Annotated in this window: 12 protein-coding genes; 6 read left to right on the top strand and 6 right to left on the bottom strand. The window is 54.8% G+C overall.

Going from position 1 to position 19,688, the window contains the following annotated elements:
* Positions 1–14 precede the first annotated feature (14 nt).
* From MKY58_RS00990 to MKY58_RS00980, 3 genes are all read right to left on the bottom strand, one after another.
* Positions 15–2,465 (bottom strand): transcription initiation factor TFIID, encoded by a 2,451-nt coding sequence (locus tag MKY58_RS00990; RefSeq protein ID WP_339325009.1) that lies wholly within the window; start codon positions 2,463–2,465, stop codon positions 15–17.
* Positions 2,465–5,857, bottom strand: coding sequence for a tubulin-like doman-containing protein (locus MKY58_RS00985; protein ID WP_339323072.1), 3,393 nt, complete (start codon positions 5,855–5,857; stop codon positions 2,465–2,467). Before MKY58_RS00985 ends, MKY58_RS00990 begins: the two co-directional genes overlap by 1 nt.
* Positions 5,858–5,925: 68 nt before the next feature.
* Entirely contained in the window at positions 5,926–7,707 is a 1,782-nt protein-coding gene (locus MKY58_RS00980; RefSeq protein WP_339323071.1) for a vWA domain-containing protein, read from the bottom strand.
* A gap of 301 nt (positions 7,708–8,008) precedes the next feature.
* On the opposite strand from MKY58_RS00980, the gene MKY58_RS00975 reads away from it, so the two are divergent.
* The 3 genes from MKY58_RS00975 (at position 8,009) to MKY58_RS00965 (ending at position 11,183) form a co-directional block, all read left to right on the top strand.
* Positions 8,009–8,158 carry a hypothetical protein gene (locus tag MKY58_RS00975; protein WP_197069951.1) on the top strand — a complete coding sequence of 50 codons (150 nt, stop codon included), beginning with the start codon at positions 8,009–8,011 and terminating at the stop codon, positions 8,156–8,158.
* Positions 8,155–9,093 carry a hypothetical protein gene (locus tag MKY58_RS00970; protein WP_339323070.1) on the top strand — a complete coding sequence of 313 codons (939 nt, stop codon included), beginning with the start codon at positions 8,155–8,157 and terminating at the stop codon, positions 9,091–9,093. Before MKY58_RS00975 ends, MKY58_RS00970 begins: the two co-directional genes overlap by 4 nt.
* A 317-nt stretch (positions 9,094–9,410) precedes the next feature.
* Entirely contained in the window at positions 9,411–11,183 is a 1,773-nt protein-coding gene (locus tag MKY58_RS00965) for a hypothetical protein (protein WP_339323069.1), read from the top strand.
* 199 nt (positions 11,184–11,382) lie between these two features.
* Here the strand turns inward: MKY58_RS00965 and MKY58_RS00960 are convergent, their stop codons facing one another.
* Positions 11,383–13,761, bottom strand: a complete 2,379-nt coding sequence (locus MKY58_RS00960; protein WP_339325008.1) for an Ig-like domain-containing protein — start codon at positions 13,759–13,761, stop codon at positions 11,383–11,385.
* 241 nt (positions 13,762–14,002) lie between these two features.
* On the opposite strand from MKY58_RS00960, the gene MKY58_RS00955 reads away from it, so the two are divergent.
* Positions 14,003–15,058 carry a serine hydrolase gene (locus MKY58_RS00955; RefSeq protein ID WP_339323068.1) on the top strand — a complete coding sequence of 352 codons (1,056 nt, stop codon included), beginning with the start codon at positions 14,003–14,005 and terminating at the stop codon, positions 15,056–15,058.
* 91 nt (positions 15,059–15,149) lie between these two features.
* Here the strand turns inward: MKY58_RS00955 and MKY58_RS00950 are convergent, their stop codons facing one another.
* Together MKY58_RS00950 and MKY58_RS00945 are read right to left on the bottom strand one after the other, a co-directional pair.
* Positions 15,150–15,863, bottom strand: coding sequence for a DsbA family oxidoreductase (locus MKY58_RS00950; RefSeq protein ID WP_339323067.1), 714 nt, complete (start codon positions 15,861–15,863; stop codon positions 15,150–15,152).
* Between the two features lie 189 nt (positions 15,864–16,052).
* A complete protein-coding gene (locus MKY58_RS00945) occupies positions 16,053–17,447 on the bottom strand; it encodes an MATE family efflux transporter (RefSeq protein WP_331480296.1) in 1,395 nt (464 codons plus the stop codon).
* Positions 17,448–17,867: 420 nt separating this feature from the next.
* Between MKY58_RS00945 and MKY58_RS00940 the strand changes: the two genes are divergently transcribed.
* Positions 17,868–18,761 carry a sugar ABC transporter permease gene (locus tag MKY58_RS00940; protein WP_339323066.1) on the top strand — a complete coding sequence of 298 codons (894 nt, stop codon included), beginning with the start codon at positions 17,868–17,870 and terminating at the stop codon, positions 18,759–18,761.
* Entirely contained in the window at positions 18,758–19,642 is an 885-nt protein-coding gene (locus tag MKY58_RS00935; protein ID WP_339323065.1) for a carbohydrate ABC transporter permease, read from the top strand. The genes MKY58_RS00940 and MKY58_RS00935 overlap by 4 nt, the downstream gene beginning before the upstream one ends.
* Positions 19,643–19,688 lie beyond the last annotated feature (46 nt).

Below are 19,688 nucleotides of genomic sequence, written 5' to 3'. Positions count from 1 at the left end.
GATTGAAAACGGGGCTATTTCAGCTCCGGCAGCCGTTCGGCGTCGATCCCATGGAATTCGTAGCCGTTCTGAACATAGGTTTCGTAATAAACTTTGCCGTTGCGGTAATACATCAGATCCTCAAGGTGAAATCCGCCCATCAGGTTCAATTTCTCGACGCCGCTGCTGCGTTTCTCATGCACGACGCCCAGCTTGTAGATCCGGGAGGTCTCGTCGGCTGCGGCCGCATACCGGATAAATTCGCTTTCCGCATCCCCGAAAAAGTATTTTTCCTCGTAGCGGTGCTCTTGCGTGTATTCGAGCAGGCGCAGATTGATGACGGCATGCTCCTCCAACGTCCGGTACAGCCTTTTGAACAGCTCTTCCTTCGAAAGGACCTGCCGGTTGCCATACTCCGCCGTTACGTTCGCCCGGTTCAAAAGCTCCTCTTCGAAGGTCTGATCGAACGCTTCCGATTCCAACAGCTCTCTTCTGCACACATCGATCAGCCGCATCAACATCCGTTCCCTGCCTTCATCCAAAAGCTCGGCGAAACTTCCCATATACCGCTCCTCGAAAAAAACGCCCTCGCCGCGCCGCGACTCCAGCTCGCGCATCAGTTCTTCGGTGACCACGCCGTAATATTCCATGACGTTCTGGCCGATATAATCGTCGGCTTCCCGAATGCTTGCGCGGGCCGCATGCAGCAGCGTCTCCTCGACCTCCGTAAGCTCCAGCGCCTTTTGCTTATATTCCGCGTGGATTCGGGCCAATTCCGTTTCATAACGCCGATACAGCTTCAGCTCGGTCTCGATCCGCAGCAGCTCCAGCTTCCGCCGGTACACCGTCTCGAAGAAAAAACGGATGAAGCTGCGGACGTTATGCTTCTCCATCAGCGGCCGTTTCGGGAACGGCTGGTTTTCGACCCGCTCTTCATAATACCTTGCAAGCTCCGCTTTTTCGGCTTCCAGATGCCCCGACAAATCGCGGATGCGGCTCCGTACCGCCTCCAGCACGCTGCCGCCGTTTTTTTCATCCGTCCATAACGCGATCCCGAAAATCCCTACGGCCGACTGCTCGCGCAAACGGCGGCGAATCCGTTCCCCCAGCCCTTCGCCGGCTTGAAGCTGCTTTAAGCGCAGCTCGGTCTCCTGCACGTAGTTGCTCTGGAAATAAGCCTCGCAGCCGCCGCCGAATAACGCCTCCTCCGCATCGCGGAGGGTCATGCGCTTTAGCGAGCCGTAGCTGACCGGGTGCGTCATCATGCCGGTCATCTCGGCGATTTTGCCGCCGTCCGGGACGATTCTTTCCGCTTGCTCCGATATGGCCGCCGGGTGGAGGCCGAAAAAGGACATTTTTTCTTTGAAGCCCCATTCCGGCACGTTTTTCATCCGGCTGAGCAAACCGCCGTAAAAATGGTACAGCACGGCCAGCGCAATCGACTCGTTGGGCCGTTTAACGCGGGAAAAACCTGCCGAAACGTATCCCTGACGACCGGATTCGGTCATGACGTTGTTTTTGAAGGAGGTGTTGTTATACCCTCCGGTATTCATGTCAAAATGGCTTTCCTTTTGCTTCCGGTTTTTGAGCAGGCTGACATGGCAAATGATTTCGTAGTTATCCTGCATGCCGTGGGCGGCGGTAATGCCGCGCTCGTTTTTGTCCGAAAGCACGTAGACGAGATCAAACAGCGGGGCGGGCCGGTGCGTGACCGGGATGGACAGGCCGTCCTCCGTCACGTGCAGCTTTGCCGAAAAGCTGTAGTCGGGGCTCTGCATCACTTCCAGTTCCCGGAGAAAAGCCACCCCGGCCGAGCTGCCGTACCCGAACGATTCCATCTGGTCCCGCTCGCTGATCAGGACGTACAAATCCATCTGCACCGACTTGAAGGACTGGGCGAAGATGGACTGCGCCAGCAGGGAAACTTCCGGTATGAACACATTAAGCGGGTCGTCGACCCGCGTAATAACAGAAAGATGAATGCGGTCGAATGACGAATACAGCCGCCCGTAGTCCGCTATGTTGTAGCTTAGCTGCCGCAGCGCCCGGTTCAGGGCGTACAGCTGCTCCTCGTCCCGGTAAAAGGAACGGTACAGCTCTTTGCGGAGCGTTTTGGGATCCTGTCCGGCAGGTCCGGCGTCGATCGTAAACCGGCTGACCCGCAGCTCGGCACCGCTGGAAATTTCGGTTTTTCCCGAGGCCGGAGAGGCCGCCCCCGGATTCCCGGTCGCGGACCGGCTTGCGTGTCCCGAATGCGGCCCTTCCGGCGCGCGGCCTGTTCCGACATGAAAATACATGACGCCGGCGCTGTTATCCCATTTTTTATGATTGATGCGCATCATCGGCTCGATGGCCTCGGCCGATTTATCCCCAATGAACAGAAACACGGCCGGGTAGTGGATGCTGCTCTGGTCATCCCCTTTGCCCGACAGCTTATCCTGATCGGCGGCATAACCTGCGGCGAACCGTTCCAATACCCGCTCCATCATGATTTCAACCTTCTGCGGATATCGTTTAATTTGGAAGCGACCTGCTTGTAGAACTGATAGCGTTCTTCCCCGTCGGCCAGCTCCACCTTCTCGTATTCCAGACGCTCGCGGGCGTCGAGGAATACCCCGAACAGATCATCCAGCTTGACGAGCAGCCCTGAAATGTCCTCGGAAGCCGTCAGCTCTTGATCGCGGCGGGAGGATTTGCGCAGCAGCGTGCTCCGGCTTCGCTCATCCAGCCCGCGGAAATGCTTGTAAACCTCGTATTCCACATAATTGACGCTTTTCATCAGGTTCGCGAACGGCTCCCACGCTTCCTCTTCCGGATCGCGGTCATAGACGTACAGCGCCCCTTTTTTGCAGATCGTGCCGGTATACATCGCTTCGATAAACTGGTCGAGCCATTTTTCCTCGTTCTGGTTTTTGTTGATGACGGCCTCCAGTTCTTTCAGCTTGGATTGAATCGCCTCATATTTCGCCAATTCCGCCCGAACGCGCGCAATCTGCTCCGGCGAGCGGATCAGGTTCTCCTTCGCCAGCTCTTCGTTGATGCTGCCGAAAATATCCTTGACGTTCTCCTGCTCCAGCCCGTCTTCAAGCAGCCGTTTCAGTTCGGTGGCGGCACGTTTCACTTCGCCGAGATTCGGCTTGGCCGCGCCAAGCTGCATGTCGTAAGCGCGCAGGAGCTGATCCAGATCAAACGGCTTCGTATGAACCACTGCGTAGCGGTTGCTCGTGTTTTGGTCGACGCCTTTTTCCACGATGATTTTGTATGCAAGAGCCCGGTCGAATTCCGCCCGGACGCGGGCGTTATAGCTTTGAACCCGCGGATTGACGTAGGTTTCGCCCCATGATTTTTCCGGGATCGGGGACGGCAGGTACGTCCAGTTGGCGCGGTCGGTTTGCACCAGATGGCGACCGATGCCCTCTTTGTCGAGGATGGTGCGTTCGTAGCTTTCCTCGTATACCTTCAGCGGAGTATACACGAACAGCGGCACGCCGTTTTTCGTGTTCAGCCAGAAAATCCGGTTTTTCACTTCGCTTTCCTTCACCGTGAAATTCGATTTGCCGATCGAGTTGCTCTGGTAGTTGCGGATTCCTTTCAGGATGCTCGGCGCCTGCACCGGCACCGACACGAAGCCCCAGGAAGGGAAATACAAGTTGCCCGCGCTGTTGCTCAAATGGAAAACCGGCACGGCCTCCTCGTCCAGCTTGCTGGCGATTTTACGCTCGACGAATTTCTCGATGGATTCCTCCTGCCCGAACTTCATCACCAGGAAATCCTCCATCGACTTCGTGATCAGATCCCCGAATTTTTCGGTCAGGAAGTCGGAAATGGAGCTGACGATATCGATTTCCTGCTCTTTGATCCACCGGTCGGAATGCTCCAGCAGCTCTTGGGTGAAATCGCGGATCAGATCCTCGACGTCCTTCTGCTCCATCATCCGGTTGATGACCTTGGAGATGTCCGGCACGCTGACGATATTCCAGTAATACGTTTTGTTGCCTTTATGATCCAGCTGTTCCTCGCCGTTCAGGAGGATGTCCCCGTTTTTGGCGAAGATGGCGTTCAAAGCGTTCAAAATTTCGGTATATACGTTATAAATGCGGTTGTTTTCCTGATTCAAAAGATCGTACAGATCTTCGTAAAACTCGATCATCTGCTCCGTGCGCTCCACGTCCGCCATCAGCCAATATTCATTGATTTTCGCTTCGATGTAGACGTTTTTCTTTTTCTCCTTGGAGACAAAAGCGCTTTTCGCATCGCCCAGCCGTTCGTTCGCCTGCTCCCTGGCCGCCTCGATGTCGCGCGGAATGCGGGTCAAGTTCTCCCGCAGCGTCTCGATGTAGGACAGCAGCATCTTCAGGAGGCAGAATCCCTTCTCCGTGTACAGCAGGCGCGATACGTAAAACGGACCTTGCTGCGGATGCAGGAAGATACGGCGCACTTGGTCGCTGAACTGCTGCACGATTTCGCCGGGCAGCTGTTTTTTCGCTTTGATGTATTCTTCGCGGGCACGGGCCAGGAACGTCTGCTCCAGCTCGGTATCCATGTTGATGACCTGGTTTTTCACGACGTTCGTATAGCTCAGGCGTTCGCTGTTCTGGTAACCCGGCAGCGGCTCGGGCACGCGGGATTCGAACGTTTTGACCATCGTGTCGAGGTCGATGCCCAGCTTGCGCGCGAACTTCTCCACGTCCTCCTGGCTTGGCGCCTTTTCGAACATCGATTCCATTTTGCCGAAGAGGCGGTACGCCAGGTATGTCGTCATTTCCTCGATCGGCAGCACCGCGGACGATGCGCCGATAATGTTGTAATCGTAGTTGGCCGGATACATCTTGTTCATCTGCGCGATGTTGGTCCGGATGTTGCTGATGTAGTCGTGGATCGCGAATTCTTCGCCGGATTGCTTTTCTTCGCTGGCCATGAAGTTCGTGATGTTCTCGGCGGTAACGTTCATGCAGTAATCGTACGCGTTTTCCAGCAGCTTGCCTTCGGTGTTCGTCGCGGAAATGAGATGGCACAGGTTAAACGGCGGCAGCGGCGAGTTGACGGTCAAAATGTTGCCATACTGCTGCTTGAAGCGTTCGCCGCGGGCGTCGACGTTCATCCAGTAGTCGAGCTCCTTTAAGGCGGCGTAGCCGTTTTTCTTGATGTATTCGCGCGTATGTTCGCTCAGGCTTTTGTTCGACAGGTTCACGTCCGGCGTAAACAGGTAACCAAGCGTGTTGACGCGGTCGATCCCCGCGGAGCCGTAATCGCGTTCGATAATGCCCCGCACGATGTAGGCGATGTCCAGGAAGCAGCCGCTGCCCGTTCCGCCGGAAAGGCCCGTGAGCAGGAACACCATCAGCTTTTTGCTGGTGCCGACGGAGAGCGTTTTGATCTTTTTGTCGATGGCTTGAACCACCTGGTTGATTTTCGTGAACAACAGCAGGCGTCCCGCCTGGCGCACGCCGGCAGCGCCGTTCATGCCGTCGGTGATGCTGAGCTCCGGGGACAGCCAATCCGTGATGTACGGCTCCAAAATGCTGCGGTTCTGCAGCAGCCCGCCGATTTCGGCGTTGGAAAGCAGGACGAATTCGTTGATCGAATCGAGTCCCACTCCTTTATAGCGTTTGTTCCGGTCCTGTTCGTTCGTTTCGAAAGCCAGGAATTCCACGTTGGACGGCTTCTCCATTTTTTTCTTGGACAGCGGATCCTCCGGCAGCTTGAAGCGGCGGTTGATCTGGTATTTCAGGCGCAATAGCGCGTCGATCCCCGTGCCTCCAAGGCCAATAATGAGAATCGGATTGTCGATTGTATCGACCCGGATCTTCTCGCTGACGATTCCTCCGCCAAGCGATACGTCAAGCTGCTGGATGTGTTCTCTAACTACCGGTTTCATCTTTTCCCCTCCTGAGTGCTTCTCAAGGTTCGTATATTTTCACTTGCGTCCGTTTCAATCGTTCAGCGTCACACCAAATATTCGATCAAAATCGTCTTATCCACCTGCGGCAGCGATATGCTGAGGCGGTCGCCGCTTTTCAGCTCGGTTCCCTGCGCAGCGTTCACCGCGCGCCCCGATTTTTCGACGGTGCAGGCGGAGCCGTTTTTGAGCATGAGCCGGTCGTTTTTGCCCGGTGTGAATACGAGCTTTTCCGTTTCCTTCAGCTCCGGCGCAAGCTGGAGCAGCTGATGCAAGTTGAACTTGCCTTTGAAGGCGGTCAGCTTTTTGTATTGCGGATACGTTTTTTCGCCGGTGTTTTCGTCGCGGATCTCCACGACCATCTGCCCGACAAATCCTTTATTCGCTTTCCGGACCGCGCCCATGACGAAGTAGGCGGCAGCGGCCAGCGCGGCCAGGACGGCGATGCCTATCACTACGGGCCACACCGGAAATGGTTTCTTGTCTTCCTTGTCCGCGCTCGGGGCCGATCCGCTTCCGGCGCCGGCGGCTTTGGCGCTGATGGTCACCGGCTTCGATTCCCGGTAAAAGCTTTTGTCCTCGGCGCGAACCTTCAGTTCGTATTGATGTTTCGCCTCCACCTTGTAGGAGCCTTCGAAATGGTCGCCTTGATTGGCAAGCTCCACCTCTTTCGTATCCCCGGTATCGAGATCCTTGACAAGAAGTTTGGCGGTCATGTCCTTATAAAGCCCGTTATTGTTCAGCTTTTGTCCGTTGCTGACGAGGTAGGCGTTGATGTCGACCGTATCGCCTTTTTTGACGGCTGTCGATTTCAGCGGCTCCATGGCCAGCTCAAGATCGTAGTTGAAAATCAGATTGATGTCGATTTTATCCTTGGGAACGCCCTTGACCCGCAGCTTCCAATCGCCCTGCTCCGGTTTGAGGAGCTTGATCAGGGAATACGTCTTCGATGTGGAGCGCTGCACGTTTGCCGACGGTACCGGCACGTCTTTCCCCGACGGATCGGATAATTGGACGTCCACCGGCTTGCCGGACATCAGCGAAATGTTGGCTTCCAGCACGTTCGCGTTCGGCACGTTGACGACGACTTCCTGATAGCTGCCGTTTGCCGTGATCGAACTGACCGGCACGATTTTCAGCTTTTGGTGGCTGGCAAAAATTTCGCTCAAAATCTGCGGCAGATCGTCGGCCGAACTGGTCGAAAAAGACTTGCCCCCGGTCTGGTCCGAGAGCTTGGAAAGCGCGTCTTTGTTCAGCTTGCCGTCCGCATTGAGGCCGATCGTATAAATCGGGATGCCCCCGGCCTTGGCCTCCTGCACCGATTGGTTCAGCTCCTGGTCGGACTGCGCCTGCGTGCGGCCCGATTTCGGGTCGAGCGCGTTGTTGCCGTCCGCCAGCACGACGATCATCGGCTCATGGCCCGGATCGGCGCCCTGCTTCAGCACCTTGACCGCTTCCTTCACCCCGACGGATATATCCGTATAGGCGCCGCGGTCGATTTGGTCGATGAATTGCTTCAAGTCGTTTTTGTCGGCATCCGATTGGATCGTAAGCAGCGCTTTTTCCCGTTGGATTTTGTCGGTATAGGAGACGATCCCCACCTTGTCCCCTTGCGCCTGGAGCATGTCGATGAACATCTTCATCGCTTCGCCGCTGACCTCGTTCGGATCGCTTGTTTTCATCGAGTTGCTTGCGTCGAGGACCAGCACCGCGTCGATATGGGAAGACGGCTGCGGTGCGGCGGCCGAAACCCCGGGGCTCCAAACCGGCAGCATGACCAGCAAACCTACCAGCAGAAGACAGAGTGCTATTTTATTTTTATGAAGCATAGACTTTCGATACTCCTTCTCTAGTGAATTGTGGGATTTCTTCAGCCTTCCTTCTACTTTAGGAAAAAAGTCTTAAAAAATGCTTAAGAAACGATAAAATTACGTAAAAAACGAAATCCCCGGATTTCCAAATCTAGCAGCGGAACCGCCATAAGGCGACTAAAAACTCCCAATACTTTTATAATATGATATAATTAAAGCCGGCAAAGTTCAATGAGAGCAGCCGCTGCGCTGCGTATAGGACTTAAGTCCCGCGAACGATTGAACTCATCGTTTTTGAACCCCGAAAGGAGTGCGGATTATGATTGCATACGGATGCCTCGGCATTTTGTTTCTTTTTATCGTCATCAAAATCGCCGTGTACTTCCATCGACAAAAGAAAGCTCCTACGCCCGAGGATATCGATGAAACGCTCCTGGAAATCGCCAACCCGCGGGGGGATCGCGCATGATGGCCAAGAAAAAGCCGCTGATCCTACGCCCTTATCATAAGACGAGATATGCCTACGAAAAGTTAAGAATTTGCAAACATTGCCGTTTTTTTACGGTGCTATGGGAAGACCGATGCGCGAATTGCGGCCGGGAAGCGCTGATTCCGGTCATGCAGCAGGCTCGCATCCAAGCCAAACGTTCCATGCAAAACGAGCGTCTGATCGCCCTGCTCATCACCCTTGCGGCCGTGCTGTTCAGCCAAACGATTCTGCAGATCATCCTCTGCCTGGCGGGCGGCATCCTGCTGACGGGCCTGCTTTGGTGGTTTCAGCGGAAAATGATCGAACCCGAAACCCGGAGGCAGCTCGAAAAGCTGCTGCGAAGCAGCGAACGCCGGATCATCGAAGGCATTTATACGAATTTGACGACGGCTTCGGCCGCCATTAAAGACGATGAGCAGCTCGGCTACGAAATTTTGCGGGAAATGGCGACGATCGTACATAATGACCGGATCCGCTTGCAGCAAATCATGCTCCTTCAGTCGTTTGCGCTCCGCAAAGACATGGATCTGACGCTCGAACCGCTGATGATCAGCGATTTCGAACCCGCCCTGGCGGAATACATCGGCGAGCTGGCCAAAATCAAACGCGAACTGATCAAACATAAAGCCATCCGGTACGTGCTGCGGTACGAACGCGAAATCCTCGATATGAAGAACGGCGTCCGAATCATGGCGCTTGTCGCCGGCGCGGCCGTCCGAATGAAAACATACGTGGATGCATACCCGGATTTCATTCTTCGTTACGTCCGCCATCTTCCGAAAGACCGGTTTCTTCGCTTATACCGGCTGGTACGGCGCCATCCCGATCAAACGTGGAACGGCCTTCGCAACGAGGTGTCGGCCCTCTATAACGAAAAGTACCGTTGGGACCCCGAATTCCAGAACTGGGATTAGGGCATGTGTCCAAATTCTATTAAAGGGGCCGTTATTATATGACGATAAAACCGCCGCAAACCCTGCGCAATTTTCGGATTCGTCCGCAAAACGCCGCCTCCATAAGGGATACGCGAAACGGCCCTCTCTTTTTCGGAGCGGGCCGTTTTCGGGTTTATTGTTACTTGAATTAACTTTTTATGCCATAAACCAATGAATGAATCATTTTTCGTCACGAATCATTTGACATGTGACGTTCGTTCAAAACATGCTGCATTCTATTCGTTGCGAATATGAATTAGGAGAAGATAAGAGGGAGCTTGGGGGGCCGTCCACAAATGAAAATAAAACAAGTGCTGACCTTGAGGCATATTCTCATCTTGCTTTGCATCGCCATGCTGGTCCTGATCGCGTTCAAAGGGATCGACATCAAGCGCAAAATGGCATGGGTCGACGAGGCGGAGCGCTACTATCGGGAAAACAACCTCATACAAGCGGAGGAGTGGTACCGGAAGGCGGCAAACAACCGATCCTTTCATTACAAAGAAGCGTTGATCCAAAAGCGCCTGAACGAGCTCGCGCCGGTTACGGAGATGAAAGCAATGCTTGCCCGCCTGGACGGGCGCGTGGAACGCGCGGGTTCCAGCCAGGATTTTACCGGCTTTCTTCAGGTTTACGGCGAATTCCAGGACGCGCGGAACAAGTTCATGAACGCGGACAAACGGTTTGCGGCCGTTTACCCCAAAATTTCGGCGGGCTACGGCATTTCGGACGATATCACGCGTTATTTCAAAGAGTTCAAGGGCTTGTTTTACGGCCAGCTGGAGCAGCAGCTGAATCAAGGGCTCACGGACGAAGCCGGCGCAAAGTGGAACCTGCAGGCGATTCCCGAAGCGTTTTACGGCGGAGCAGACGAAAAAAACAAGCAGCTTGGCGCCAAATTCAAAGATTTCGACGAAAAGCTGATGTCCCGGCTCGCCGGAAGCGGAAAATTCGCCCAGCTGCTGGATTATTCGCAAACGCTGATGGATCAGTATGAAGGGCGGAAGATCCAGGCGCCATGGGTCAAAAGCAAAACGGAAGAGCTCTCCCGGATGATTCTGAAAAAGGATGTGGACGGAGACCAGCCGGCCAATTACGCGCTTCACGCCAAAACCTACGAGTCTTACGTCCAAAGCGCCGGAATCAAGTCCAGCCTGCTGAAGGAAATCGATCGGCAAATCCGAAAATGGCTGACCTCGGCGCAGCGGAAAATCAAAAACAACGATTACGAAGGGGCGATTGCCCTTTATGAAGCGTTATCCGCCTACCGGGACACATCGGATGAGGTGAAAAAGGCAAGGCTGGCCTGGACCGCCCATGACCCGCTCCGTCTGCTGCAGCTCGTCGGCCAGACGGCCAATTTCAGCCATGTCGGCGGCGGAGGCAGCCGGTTTGGCGGCAGCGCTTATGCCATCGGTTCGGATGACGGCAACGCGATTTATTTTGCGATCATGAATGCGGACGAGACGGTGCAGGCGGCGAGCACACGCGAATTTCCGGGCGACGTTGCCATCCGGAACGTTACGATCGAAGAATCGCTCAGCACGAAAACGGCGCCGGTCCTTCTCGTCGAAGGCGAATCCGCCTCGCGAAAAGCGCTGTATGCGGCATACGAAGTTCACGGCAGCCAAATGACGCCGTTGTTTTTCTTCGAAGCCGACGGTTACGCGGTGCAGCCCGACCGTTCGCTGCTTGTGACGAACCCGGCGGGCGTCGGCGAAGACGGAAGTGCGTCCGCCTCGCAAGACGCGGTCTATACGCGGCAAGGGGACAGCTACCAGTTCGCGGGCTTCCAAAAGGATTACACCGACATCGACGGAGCCGATCTGCTTGCGCATCCGAACGAAAAAGTAAGCTTCGCCTGCTATATCGTCTACGGCGGAGAAGGCCAGGCGCTGGCGCAGGTGGGGGCTTCTTACATCAAGCTGCGCGGCGATTACATGTTTAACGAGGGAACGAGCCTGACCGTCGTCGGAATGTTCAATCAATTCGAAGACGTCATCCCCGGCGGAGATCCGCTGAATCAGCCGATCAATGTCCCGGTGTTTGACGTGGAACGCGTGGAATAAAAGAACGGGCGGCGCAAGATGATTTCTTGCGCCGCCCGTTTGAGTATTAAAATGAAACTCAAGAATTTGAATATAGCGAGAGTAAGCCGAGGGGACGGAATCGCTCTGAAGAAGCGGCAGCGGTCGGAAAAACGACCCGTAACCGCAGCGGTCACCTCGCATGAATCAGTACATTGCATTAAATTTTAATGCCGTTTATTTATTTTACATTGACGACCACTTTCGTCGACTTGCCGCCGAACGAAACGGTAATCGTGGCTTTCCCTTTGCCCGTCGCCTTCACCACGCCGTCCTTTACCGTTGCGGTTAGGATCCGCGAGGACTTCCAGAGCGCAGGCTTCGATACGTCCGATTCGCTTCCGTCGCTGTACGTGGCGGTTGCGGTCAGATTGAAGGTTTGGCCAACGCTCATGTTCAGGCTCACTTCGTTCGTTTGCAAATATTTCAGGACGTCCACTTCCACAGGAATGCGGACGGTTTTATTGGCGTATTTGGCCGTAATCGTCGTTTTGCCGCTGCCGACCGCCGTTACTTTGCCGTTTACGACGGTAGCCACTTTATAGTTCGAGGTTTTCCATTCCGCTTTGCTGCTGACGTCCTTGACGGAACCGTCGCTGAACGTTACCGTTACGGCCACGTTTGCGGTTTGGTCCTTCGCGCTGCCGGCTGTTTTCAAGAAGAGGAAATCAGCGCTGGCATCGATTTTGGAAATGACGTCGACTTCAACCTGTACGGTGGCCTTCTTGCCGCCGTATTCCGCCGTAATCGTCGCTTTCCCGCTCTTCAAGCCCGTCAACACGCCCTCGCTGTCCACGCTGGCTACCGTAGGGCTGCTCGACTTCCAGGTTGCTCTCTTGTTCAAGCCATCCGGCGATTCCGGATCGTCCACGGCCGTCAAATCGATTTTCTTCTTATCGCCGGCGGACAGGATGATCAGGCTTTGCAGAGAGGTCAATTCGCTGACGAGTCCTACCTCAACGGTCAGCGTATACGTTTTTCCTTCGTATTTGGCGGTAATCGTCGCCGTGCCCGTTCCAACGCCCGTCACGACGCCGTTTTCGTCCACCTTGGCAATGTCTTCCTTGCTGGAGCTCCATTCGGCTTTATCCGTTACCTGTTCCGCTGGTTGGCTTGCGCCGTAATCCAGCACGATGCTTGCCTGGTACGTTCCGTTTACCTTCAAGGAAACTTTTTTCGAGGAAAGCTCGGTTTTCAAAGGCATGTCCACCGCAACATGGGTTTTCACGCTCACGCCACCATAAGTCGCCGTGATGTCGGCTTCGCCTTTTTTATAGGCAGTCAAATACCCGTTCGAGACATAAACGACATCTTCCTTGCTGGATTTCCACTGCGCTTTGTCATGCACCGGTTTGGTCTCGCCGTTGGCGTATGTTGCATTCAACTCAATCTGATACGTTTTGTTCCCGTTCAAACTCAAAGCCACGTCCTCCACCATATCAAGATGGCGGGGAACGTCGACGTCGACGTTGATCGTCACGCTTTTATCCCCGTATTTGGCCGTAATGACCGCCGTGCCCGGCGAATTGGCCGTCACCGCGCCCTGTTTCACGAATACCACTTGCTCGTTGCTGGAAGTCCACGTTGCATCTTTTGTCACGTCTACCGCGCCTTTGTCCGGATACACGGCCTCCAGCTTGATCGGAGCCGGCAGCGACTCCTTGGCATGCAGGAAGATGTTCTGCTCGCTTGCCTGCAAACGGATCGCCTTGTCGACGTCCACTTGGATGGTCGCGGTCTGCGTGCCGTATTTGGCCGTAATGGTCGCCGTTCCCGGGCCGTAAGCGGTAATTTCGCCCTTAATGACGTCCGCTACCTCCGCGTTGCTGGTGGACCACTCGGCTTGCGCGGACACGTCGTTCTTCACGTTGCCGTCGGGATATGTAGCCTGCAGCTTAATTTGAACCGGTTTGTTTTCGCTCAGCAGCATCGATACCTGCGTTGTGCTTGGGTCCAAGCGTTTGACCACTTCCACGCTGACCGGAATGGTCGCCGATTGTCTGCCGTAAGTGGCCGTAATGGTCGCTTTGCCCGGACCGATCGGCGTCACCTTGCCGTTCACGACCGAAACTACGCTGCTGTCGTCCACGGTCCAGTCCGCTTTGTTCGAAGCATCCGTGTCCGTGGAATTGTCCGTATAGGTTGCCGTCAGATGGATGGTTGGGCTGTCGCCCATTTTCAGATCAAGCTTCTGCACGTCTTTCGTGAGCGCCTTGACCTTTTTCGTCACGTTGACCTGCACCGATTCGGTTTCGCTGCCGTAAACGACCGAAATCGTCGAGGTGCCTTCCCCTACCGCGGTAATCGTGCCGTTATAAACGGTGGCCACCGCGTTGTTTTTACTGCTCCAATTTGCTTTTATCGTCACATTTTCGGTTGAATTGTCCTTATAAACGCCCGTCGCCGTCACGGATGCCGAATCGCCGATCTCCAGCGTAATCTGGGATTTCGATAGAACCAGCTTGGTCAAATCGGCAGCGGTGTTCGCAGCCATGCCGACCCCTGAATATGCCACGCACAATACGAGCACAAGCATCATGACAAGCATCTTCCGAAGCATCTTCTGCAATGTTAATTCCCTCCAATTCTGTATTGACATAAACACATCATACCTCACATATCGGCCATCCGGCCGTCGAATATTAGGTTTTTTGAATGTTTTTCGGTTTTTTTTTCGAAAAATGGGGCGAATCCGTCGAATTTTGACCGTCGATTTTTACGTGCTGAAAACGGCAGAAAAGCCAAGCTTCAGGCAACTATCCATCCAAATTAACGTCTATATTGATATGGAGGTGCCAACGATGATCACAACCGACCATCCCATCGCAAGGCTGGCCGAGGAGCTGGTCCGAAAACATTTTGGCAAAAGGTCCCCGCTGACCGTCACGATCGGCATTTTGGAACAAGGCAACCAGTACTGCTGGGGGCACGGGCAATCCCCGGGCTTCGATTATGCTTCCGCCATATACGAAGCCGGATCCCTAACCAAGGCTTTTACGAATACGCTTCTGTTCATTCTGGAACGGCGCGGCAAGCTCGGCTTGGCAGACACCGTCGGAACATACATACCTGAATGCGCCTCGAACCATGAGGTCAGCCGCATCACCCTGGAACAGCTGGGAACGCATACTTCCGGACTTCCCCGGCTGCCCGCGGGCTTGAAAGCCGTCATCAGAAACAAACTGAATCCTTACGAGCACTACGCTGAAGAACATCTGCTCCAAGATTTGCTGGCCTGCAAACCGCAGGCTCCGGGAAAATTCGAATATTCCAATCTGGGGGTAGGGCTTCTCGGATACATTCTGGCCCGCTGCACGGGCCAAAGCCTCGAGGAGCTTGTTCGCGAAGAAATATGCGTGCCTCTGTTTATGGAAGATACGGCATTCCGTCTCCAATCGGATCAGCAGCAGAGGCTCCTGCCCGTATATACGGCCAATGGCAAATCCGTCCCCCACTGGGATCTTGGCGTCTTGGCGGGGGCAGGCGGGCTGCGGACCACGGTCCGGGATCTGCTGCAGTTCGTCAAAGCCAACGTCGGCATGGGAGCCGCATCCGTGACGGCGGCCATGAAGGAAACCCAGAAGCCGAGACACCGGCTCGGCCGCGGCGGCGAAGCCGGCATGGGCTGGATGATCCGAACCGGCGTTTACCACGACAGCGTGCATTGGCATAACGGCGGCACGTACGGATCGAGCAGCTTTATCGGTTTCCATAAAGAGAAAAATATGGCGGTGATCGTGCTGGCGAACAACGGCAGCTTGGCGCTGGGGCCGTTTTCCATTCTGCGTCCGCGAAAAAACCACGTCGACGACATCGGCTTCGAGCTGATCAAAGCGATGACCAAAACGATCCATTGAACCGTATTTTCGCATGCAAAAAAAGGAAGACGGGCCGGCAGCTTCGCTGAAGCATGCGGGATCCGCTTCCTTTTCTATTTTCTTAACCCTATTATTTGTCGTCCGTCGGCAGCGCGCAGGAACCGTCTTGGCACGCCAAATCGTCGGAACCGCCCACCATCTTCAGCGGGTGGTCTTCCTTCCATATTTCGTTCAGCGCGTTCGCGAACACTTCCTCGGGCTGGGCGCCGGAAATGCCGTATTTTTGGTTCACGACGAAAAACGGCACGCCGGTGATGCCGAGCTTCGACGCTTGGTCCTCATCCTCGCGGACTTCCGTTTTATAGGCTTCGCTTTCGAGCATGTCGGCCGCCGCCTTCGTGTCCAGTCCGATCTCGCCGGCCAGGCGCGCAAGCACCCCGCGGTCTCCCAGATGCTCCGAATCCGTAAAGTAAGCTTTGAAGAGCCGCTCCGTCATTTCGTAACGTTTGCCGAACTCGCCCGCCCAATGCGTCAAGCGATGCGCATCCAGCATATTGGTAGGCTTCATCGTATCGAAACGGTACGTCAGCCCCACCGTTTTCGCCTGCTCGGTCATGTTGTCGTTCATCTCTTTGGCGCGTTCGTAGCTCATGCCGTACTTGGACGCCAAAATCGCGTGCATGTCTTTGTCGTTATCGCGCGGCGCGCTTGGATCAAGCTCGAAGCTGCGGAACACCACTTCCACTTCGTTTTTATGCTCGAAGCCTTCCAACGCCGCTTCGAAACGGCGTTTTCCGATGTAGCAGAACGGGCAGGCAAAATCGGACCATACTTCAACTTTCATTTGTCATCCTCCTCAAAGTGGTACGCTTAGGTTCGACTAACTGATACTTTTTTATACACAGAATAATCCAAAAAGAAAGGCAGGATTTCCTGCCGTCTAACTGTAACTATTTTATATACATTATATACTGAAGGTTCGGTTTCCGCAACCCGGGAAAGCAAACCATCTTCCGGTCGTCCGTATTCCCCGTTACCCCGTCGTCGGCGTCGCCGCAGGCGCCGGTTCCTGCTCCGCGGGCGGTACGAGCGCATGCCGCTCCCAGGCCCGGCTTTTCCAGCGGAAAAACATGATGACGGCGCGCGTCCACTCGTCGGCCGCAATCGCCAGCCACACGCCGGCCAGGCCGAGATGCAGGCGGAACACCAGGAAATAACCGAGCGGCAGCGACATGCAGACCATCGAAATCAGCCCCATGTATACCGGGAACCGGGCGTCGCCGGACGCGCGGAGCGAGTTGATGATGACGATGTTCACCGTCCGCCCCGTCTCCAGCACGATGCTGAGAAGGATGACCTGGGCCCCCATGCGGATGATGGCCAGGTTGTCGGTGAACAGGCTCATCAGCGGGGTGCGGAACGCGATCACGACAAGATCGATGACCACGGTCGCGGCCAGCGCCCATTTGACGCTTTGAAACACGCGCGCGTAGGCGTCCTGGTTGCGGCGCGAACCGACGTAATGGCCGACGATGATGGCCGTCCCCATGCCGATCGCCATGCTGAACAAATAAATGTACATCGAAATGTTGTTGGCGTACTGACGCGTTGCCATCGCTTCCGCCCCCAGGTAAGTCGCGTACATCGTAAAAACGAGCTGGCAGCTCTGGTAGACGATGCTTTCAAACGCGGAGGGAATGCCGATGCCGAGAATTTTGCGGACGTAGTCCCTGGATAAGCGGACGTAAAACCGCCACTCGACCCGTACCTCCATGATCCGGTACAGCAGCCACAAAAACATGCCGAAACAAATGAACCGGCTGAATACCGTCGATATCGCGGCCCCTTCCACGCCCAGCGCGGGAAAACCGAAGTGCCCGAATATCAGCACGTAGTTGCCGCCGACATGGATGAGGTTCATCAAAAACGAAACGACCATCGTTTCTTTCGTAAAGCCGTGCGTGCGAATCGTAGCGGCCAGCGCATTGATCAGCGCCTGCAGGAAAATCCCGCCCCCGACGATTCTCATATACGAGTGCGCATATTCAAATATATCCCCTTGCACGTTGAGCAGCCGCAGCATGAAACCTCCGAACGCGATAAACACGACGCTCAGGATCAGCCCGACCGCAAGGTTCAGCGTCAGCGCGTTTCCCGTGACCTGCGCGGCTTCAAGCTTTTTCCTGGACCCCAAATATTGGGCGACGACGATGGAGGCCCCGGTTCCGATCACTTCGAGCACCAAAATGGCGATCGACATGATCTGGTTGGCTGCCCCTACCCCGGATACGGCGTCATCCGAAACCGAACTGAGCATAAACGTATCCACGGTCCCCATCAGCATGAACAAAAACAGTTCCAGAAAGATGGGCCAGGTTAAACGCACAAGGCTGAGACGTGTGGATTCTGACCGTTCTTGTAAATCCATCGAATGTGCGGTCATAAGTCAGAAATCACCTTGCTTCCTAAAAGTAAAATAAATGAAAACAATGGTATGTTAGCACACTTTTCATGAGATTACATTCCTTTCATCCAAATTTCATTCTAACAATTTTCAGGAAAACGGTTGCTTGGAAAAACCATGAAAAATCGCGCCGCTGCGGCCTTTTGGAGCATGCGTGGACAAAACCTGCCCGCAGCGCCGAAGGCAGCGCTTACAGCGGCAGCAAAAAAAGTGTTGATAATTGGAAAACCATCCTCTATGATAAGGTCATCGGGCCGCATCAAAAATTAAAGCACTTTAACTTTTGCAGTGTACTACCCGTATAAAACCTAACACGATCAAGTAAAGTTTATCCCAAAAGTTAAAGCGTTATAATTTTAATTCAAAAGAAAGGTTGGTGTTTCCGTGACTCACCGCGAAAGCCGGCGGCAGACCTTGTACATGTACCTTTTCATCTCTCCATGGCTGATCGGGTTCCTGGTGTTCGCCTTGTATCCGATTCTGTCATCGCTTTATTACAGCTTCACGGATTACGACATCATCCACCCGCCGAAATTTGTCGGACTCGCCAATTACACCGAGATGCTGCATAACGATCTGTTTTGGAAATCGGTCGTGGTGACGGTGCGGTATACGTTCATCAGCGTGCCGATCCAGCTGCTTTTGGCACTCGGCTTTGCGCTCCTGCTCAACCGGAAAATACCGTTCCGGGGCTTTTTCCGTACCGCCATGTATTTTCCGAGCATGGTCTCCGGCGTGGCGATGTCGCTGCTGTGGTACTGGATTTTCAATCCTTCGATCGGCCTGTTCAACTACGTGCTGTCCTGGTTCGGCATTAAAGGCCCGGCGTGGCTCATGAGCCCCGACTACGCGCTGTACGCGCTGATGATCATGTCCTTCTGGACGGCGGGCTCCGGCATGATTTTGTTCCTCGCGGGACTGCAGGGCGTGCCCGCCAGTCTCGTCGAAGCCGCCAAGCTTGACGGCGCGGGACGCTTCCGGATTTTCCTGAACGTGACGCTTCCGATGATCTCGCCGGTGCTGCTGTTCCAGCTCATCATGGGAATCATCGACTCGTTCCAGGTGTTTACCCAAGCGTATGTCATGACCCAAGGGGGACCAAACTACTCGACCTGGTTCTACGTGTACAATCTGTACACCAGCGCCTTCAAGGAATACCGGGCCGGATACTCTTCCGCGCTGGCGTGGGTGCTGCTGATCGTCGTCATGATGTTCACGGCCCTGATCATGAAATTTTCGAACCGATTCGTTCATTACGAAGGAGGCGGACGTAAATGAGTACGATCCCGGCTGCAGGCCCCCAAGCGCCGTCTTCGCCGATCCGGTCCAGGCGCAAAATCGACGGGGTGCGCATCGCCAGCTTCATCGCCCTGATCGTCACCACCTTTCTGATGCTTTTGCCGCTGTTCTTTATGGTCTCCACCTCGCTGAAATCGAAAAAGGAGCTGCTGAAGTTTCCGCCGAGCTTTTTGCCGGAATCGTGGCAGTGGAGCAACTATAAGGAAATTTTCGAAACGCTGAACTTCGGCCAGATGTACATGAACAGCCTGATCATCGGCGTATTGACCGTCGTAGGCACGCTGCTGTCGTCGGCTTTGGCGGCATACGGCTTCGCGAGGTACCGGGGCAAGGGCAACAACCTGTGGTTCATGCTGATGCTCAGCACGATGATGCTCCCTTACCCGGCGATCATGATTCCGCAGTTCATTCTCTTTTCCAAGCTGAACTGGCTGGATACGTTTTTGCCGCTGATCGTGCCCGCGTTTTTCGGGTCGGCGTACAACATCTTTTTGCTCAGGCAATTTTTTTCCACGCTGCCGGAAGAGCTGTTCGACGCGGGACGCATCGACGGCTGCAGCGAGCTGCGCATGTGGCGGCAAATCGCCCTCCCGCTTTCGGGCCCGGCGCTTGCGACCGTTGCGATTTTCGCTTTCATTTACAGCTGGAACGATCTTTTGACGCCCGTGCTCTACTTAAGCTCATCGGATAAGTTCACCCTTCCGGTCGGCATGTCTTCCTTCACCTCGTCGCGCTTCCGCATCCCGCCGTGGCATCTGCTCATGGTCGCCTCCGTGCTCGCCATGCTGCCGATCGTCACCTTGTTCGCCATCGCGCAGAAACGGTTCGTGGAAGGAATCGTGCTCACAGGCATCAAGTAAAGGCCCCGCCGCCAGAGGGGCGGCATCGACTCTTGAATAGATGGGG

It is taken from the genome of Paenibacillus sp. FSL W8-0194 (genome assembly GCF_037969745.1).
GTDB classification, from domain to species: Bacteria; Bacillota; Bacilli; order Paenibacillales; family Paenibacillaceae; genus Paenibacillus_AQ; species Paenibacillus_AQ cookii.
Note: the sequence above shows the minus strand (reverse complement) of the source record. Positions and strands in the feature narration are given on the sequence as shown.

Bases quoted from the DNA above. Each gene is read 5' to 3' on its own strand.
- MKY58_RS00990 (WP_339325009.1), bottom strand. From the start codon at position 2,465: ATGGAGCGGGTATTGGAACGGTTCGCCGCAGGTTATGCCGCCGATCAG.
- MKY58_RS00985 (WP_339323072.1), bottom strand. From the start codon at position 5,857: ATGAAACCGGTAGTTAGAGAACACATCCAGCAGCTTGACGTATCGCTT.
- MKY58_RS00980 (WP_339323071.1), bottom strand. From the start codon at position 7,707: ATGCTTCATAAAAATAAAATAGCACTCTGTCTTCTGCTGGTAGGTTTG.
- MKY58_RS00975 (WP_197069951.1), top strand. From the start codon at position 8,009: ATGATTGCATACGGATGCCTCGGCATTTTGTTTCTTTTTATCGTCATC.
- MKY58_RS00970 (WP_339323070.1), top strand. From the start codon at position 8,155: ATGATGGCCAAGAAAAAGCCGCTGATCCTACGCCCTTATCATAAGACG.
- MKY58_RS00965 (WP_339323069.1), top strand. From the start codon at position 9,411: ATGAAAATAAAACAAGTGCTGACCTTGAGGCATATTCTCATCTTGCTT.
- MKY58_RS00960 (WP_339325008.1), bottom strand. From the start codon at position 13,761: ATGCTTCGGAAGATGCTTGTCATGATGCTTGTGCTCGTATTGTGCGTG.
- MKY58_RS00955 (WP_339323068.1), top strand. From the start codon at position 14,003: ATGATCACAACCGACCATCCCATCGCAAGGCTGGCCGAGGAGCTGGTC.
- MKY58_RS00950 (WP_339323067.1), bottom strand. From the start codon at position 15,863: ATGAAAGTTGAAGTATGGTCCGATTTTGCCTGCCCGTTCTGCTACATC.
- MKY58_RS00945 (WP_331480296.1), bottom strand. From the start codon at position 17,447: ATGGATTTACAAGAACGGTCAGAATCCACACGTCTCAGCCTTGTGCGT.
- MKY58_RS00935 (WP_339323065.1), top strand. From the start codon at position 18,758: ATGAGTACGATCCCGGCTGCAGGCCCCCAAGCGCCGTCTTCGCCGATC.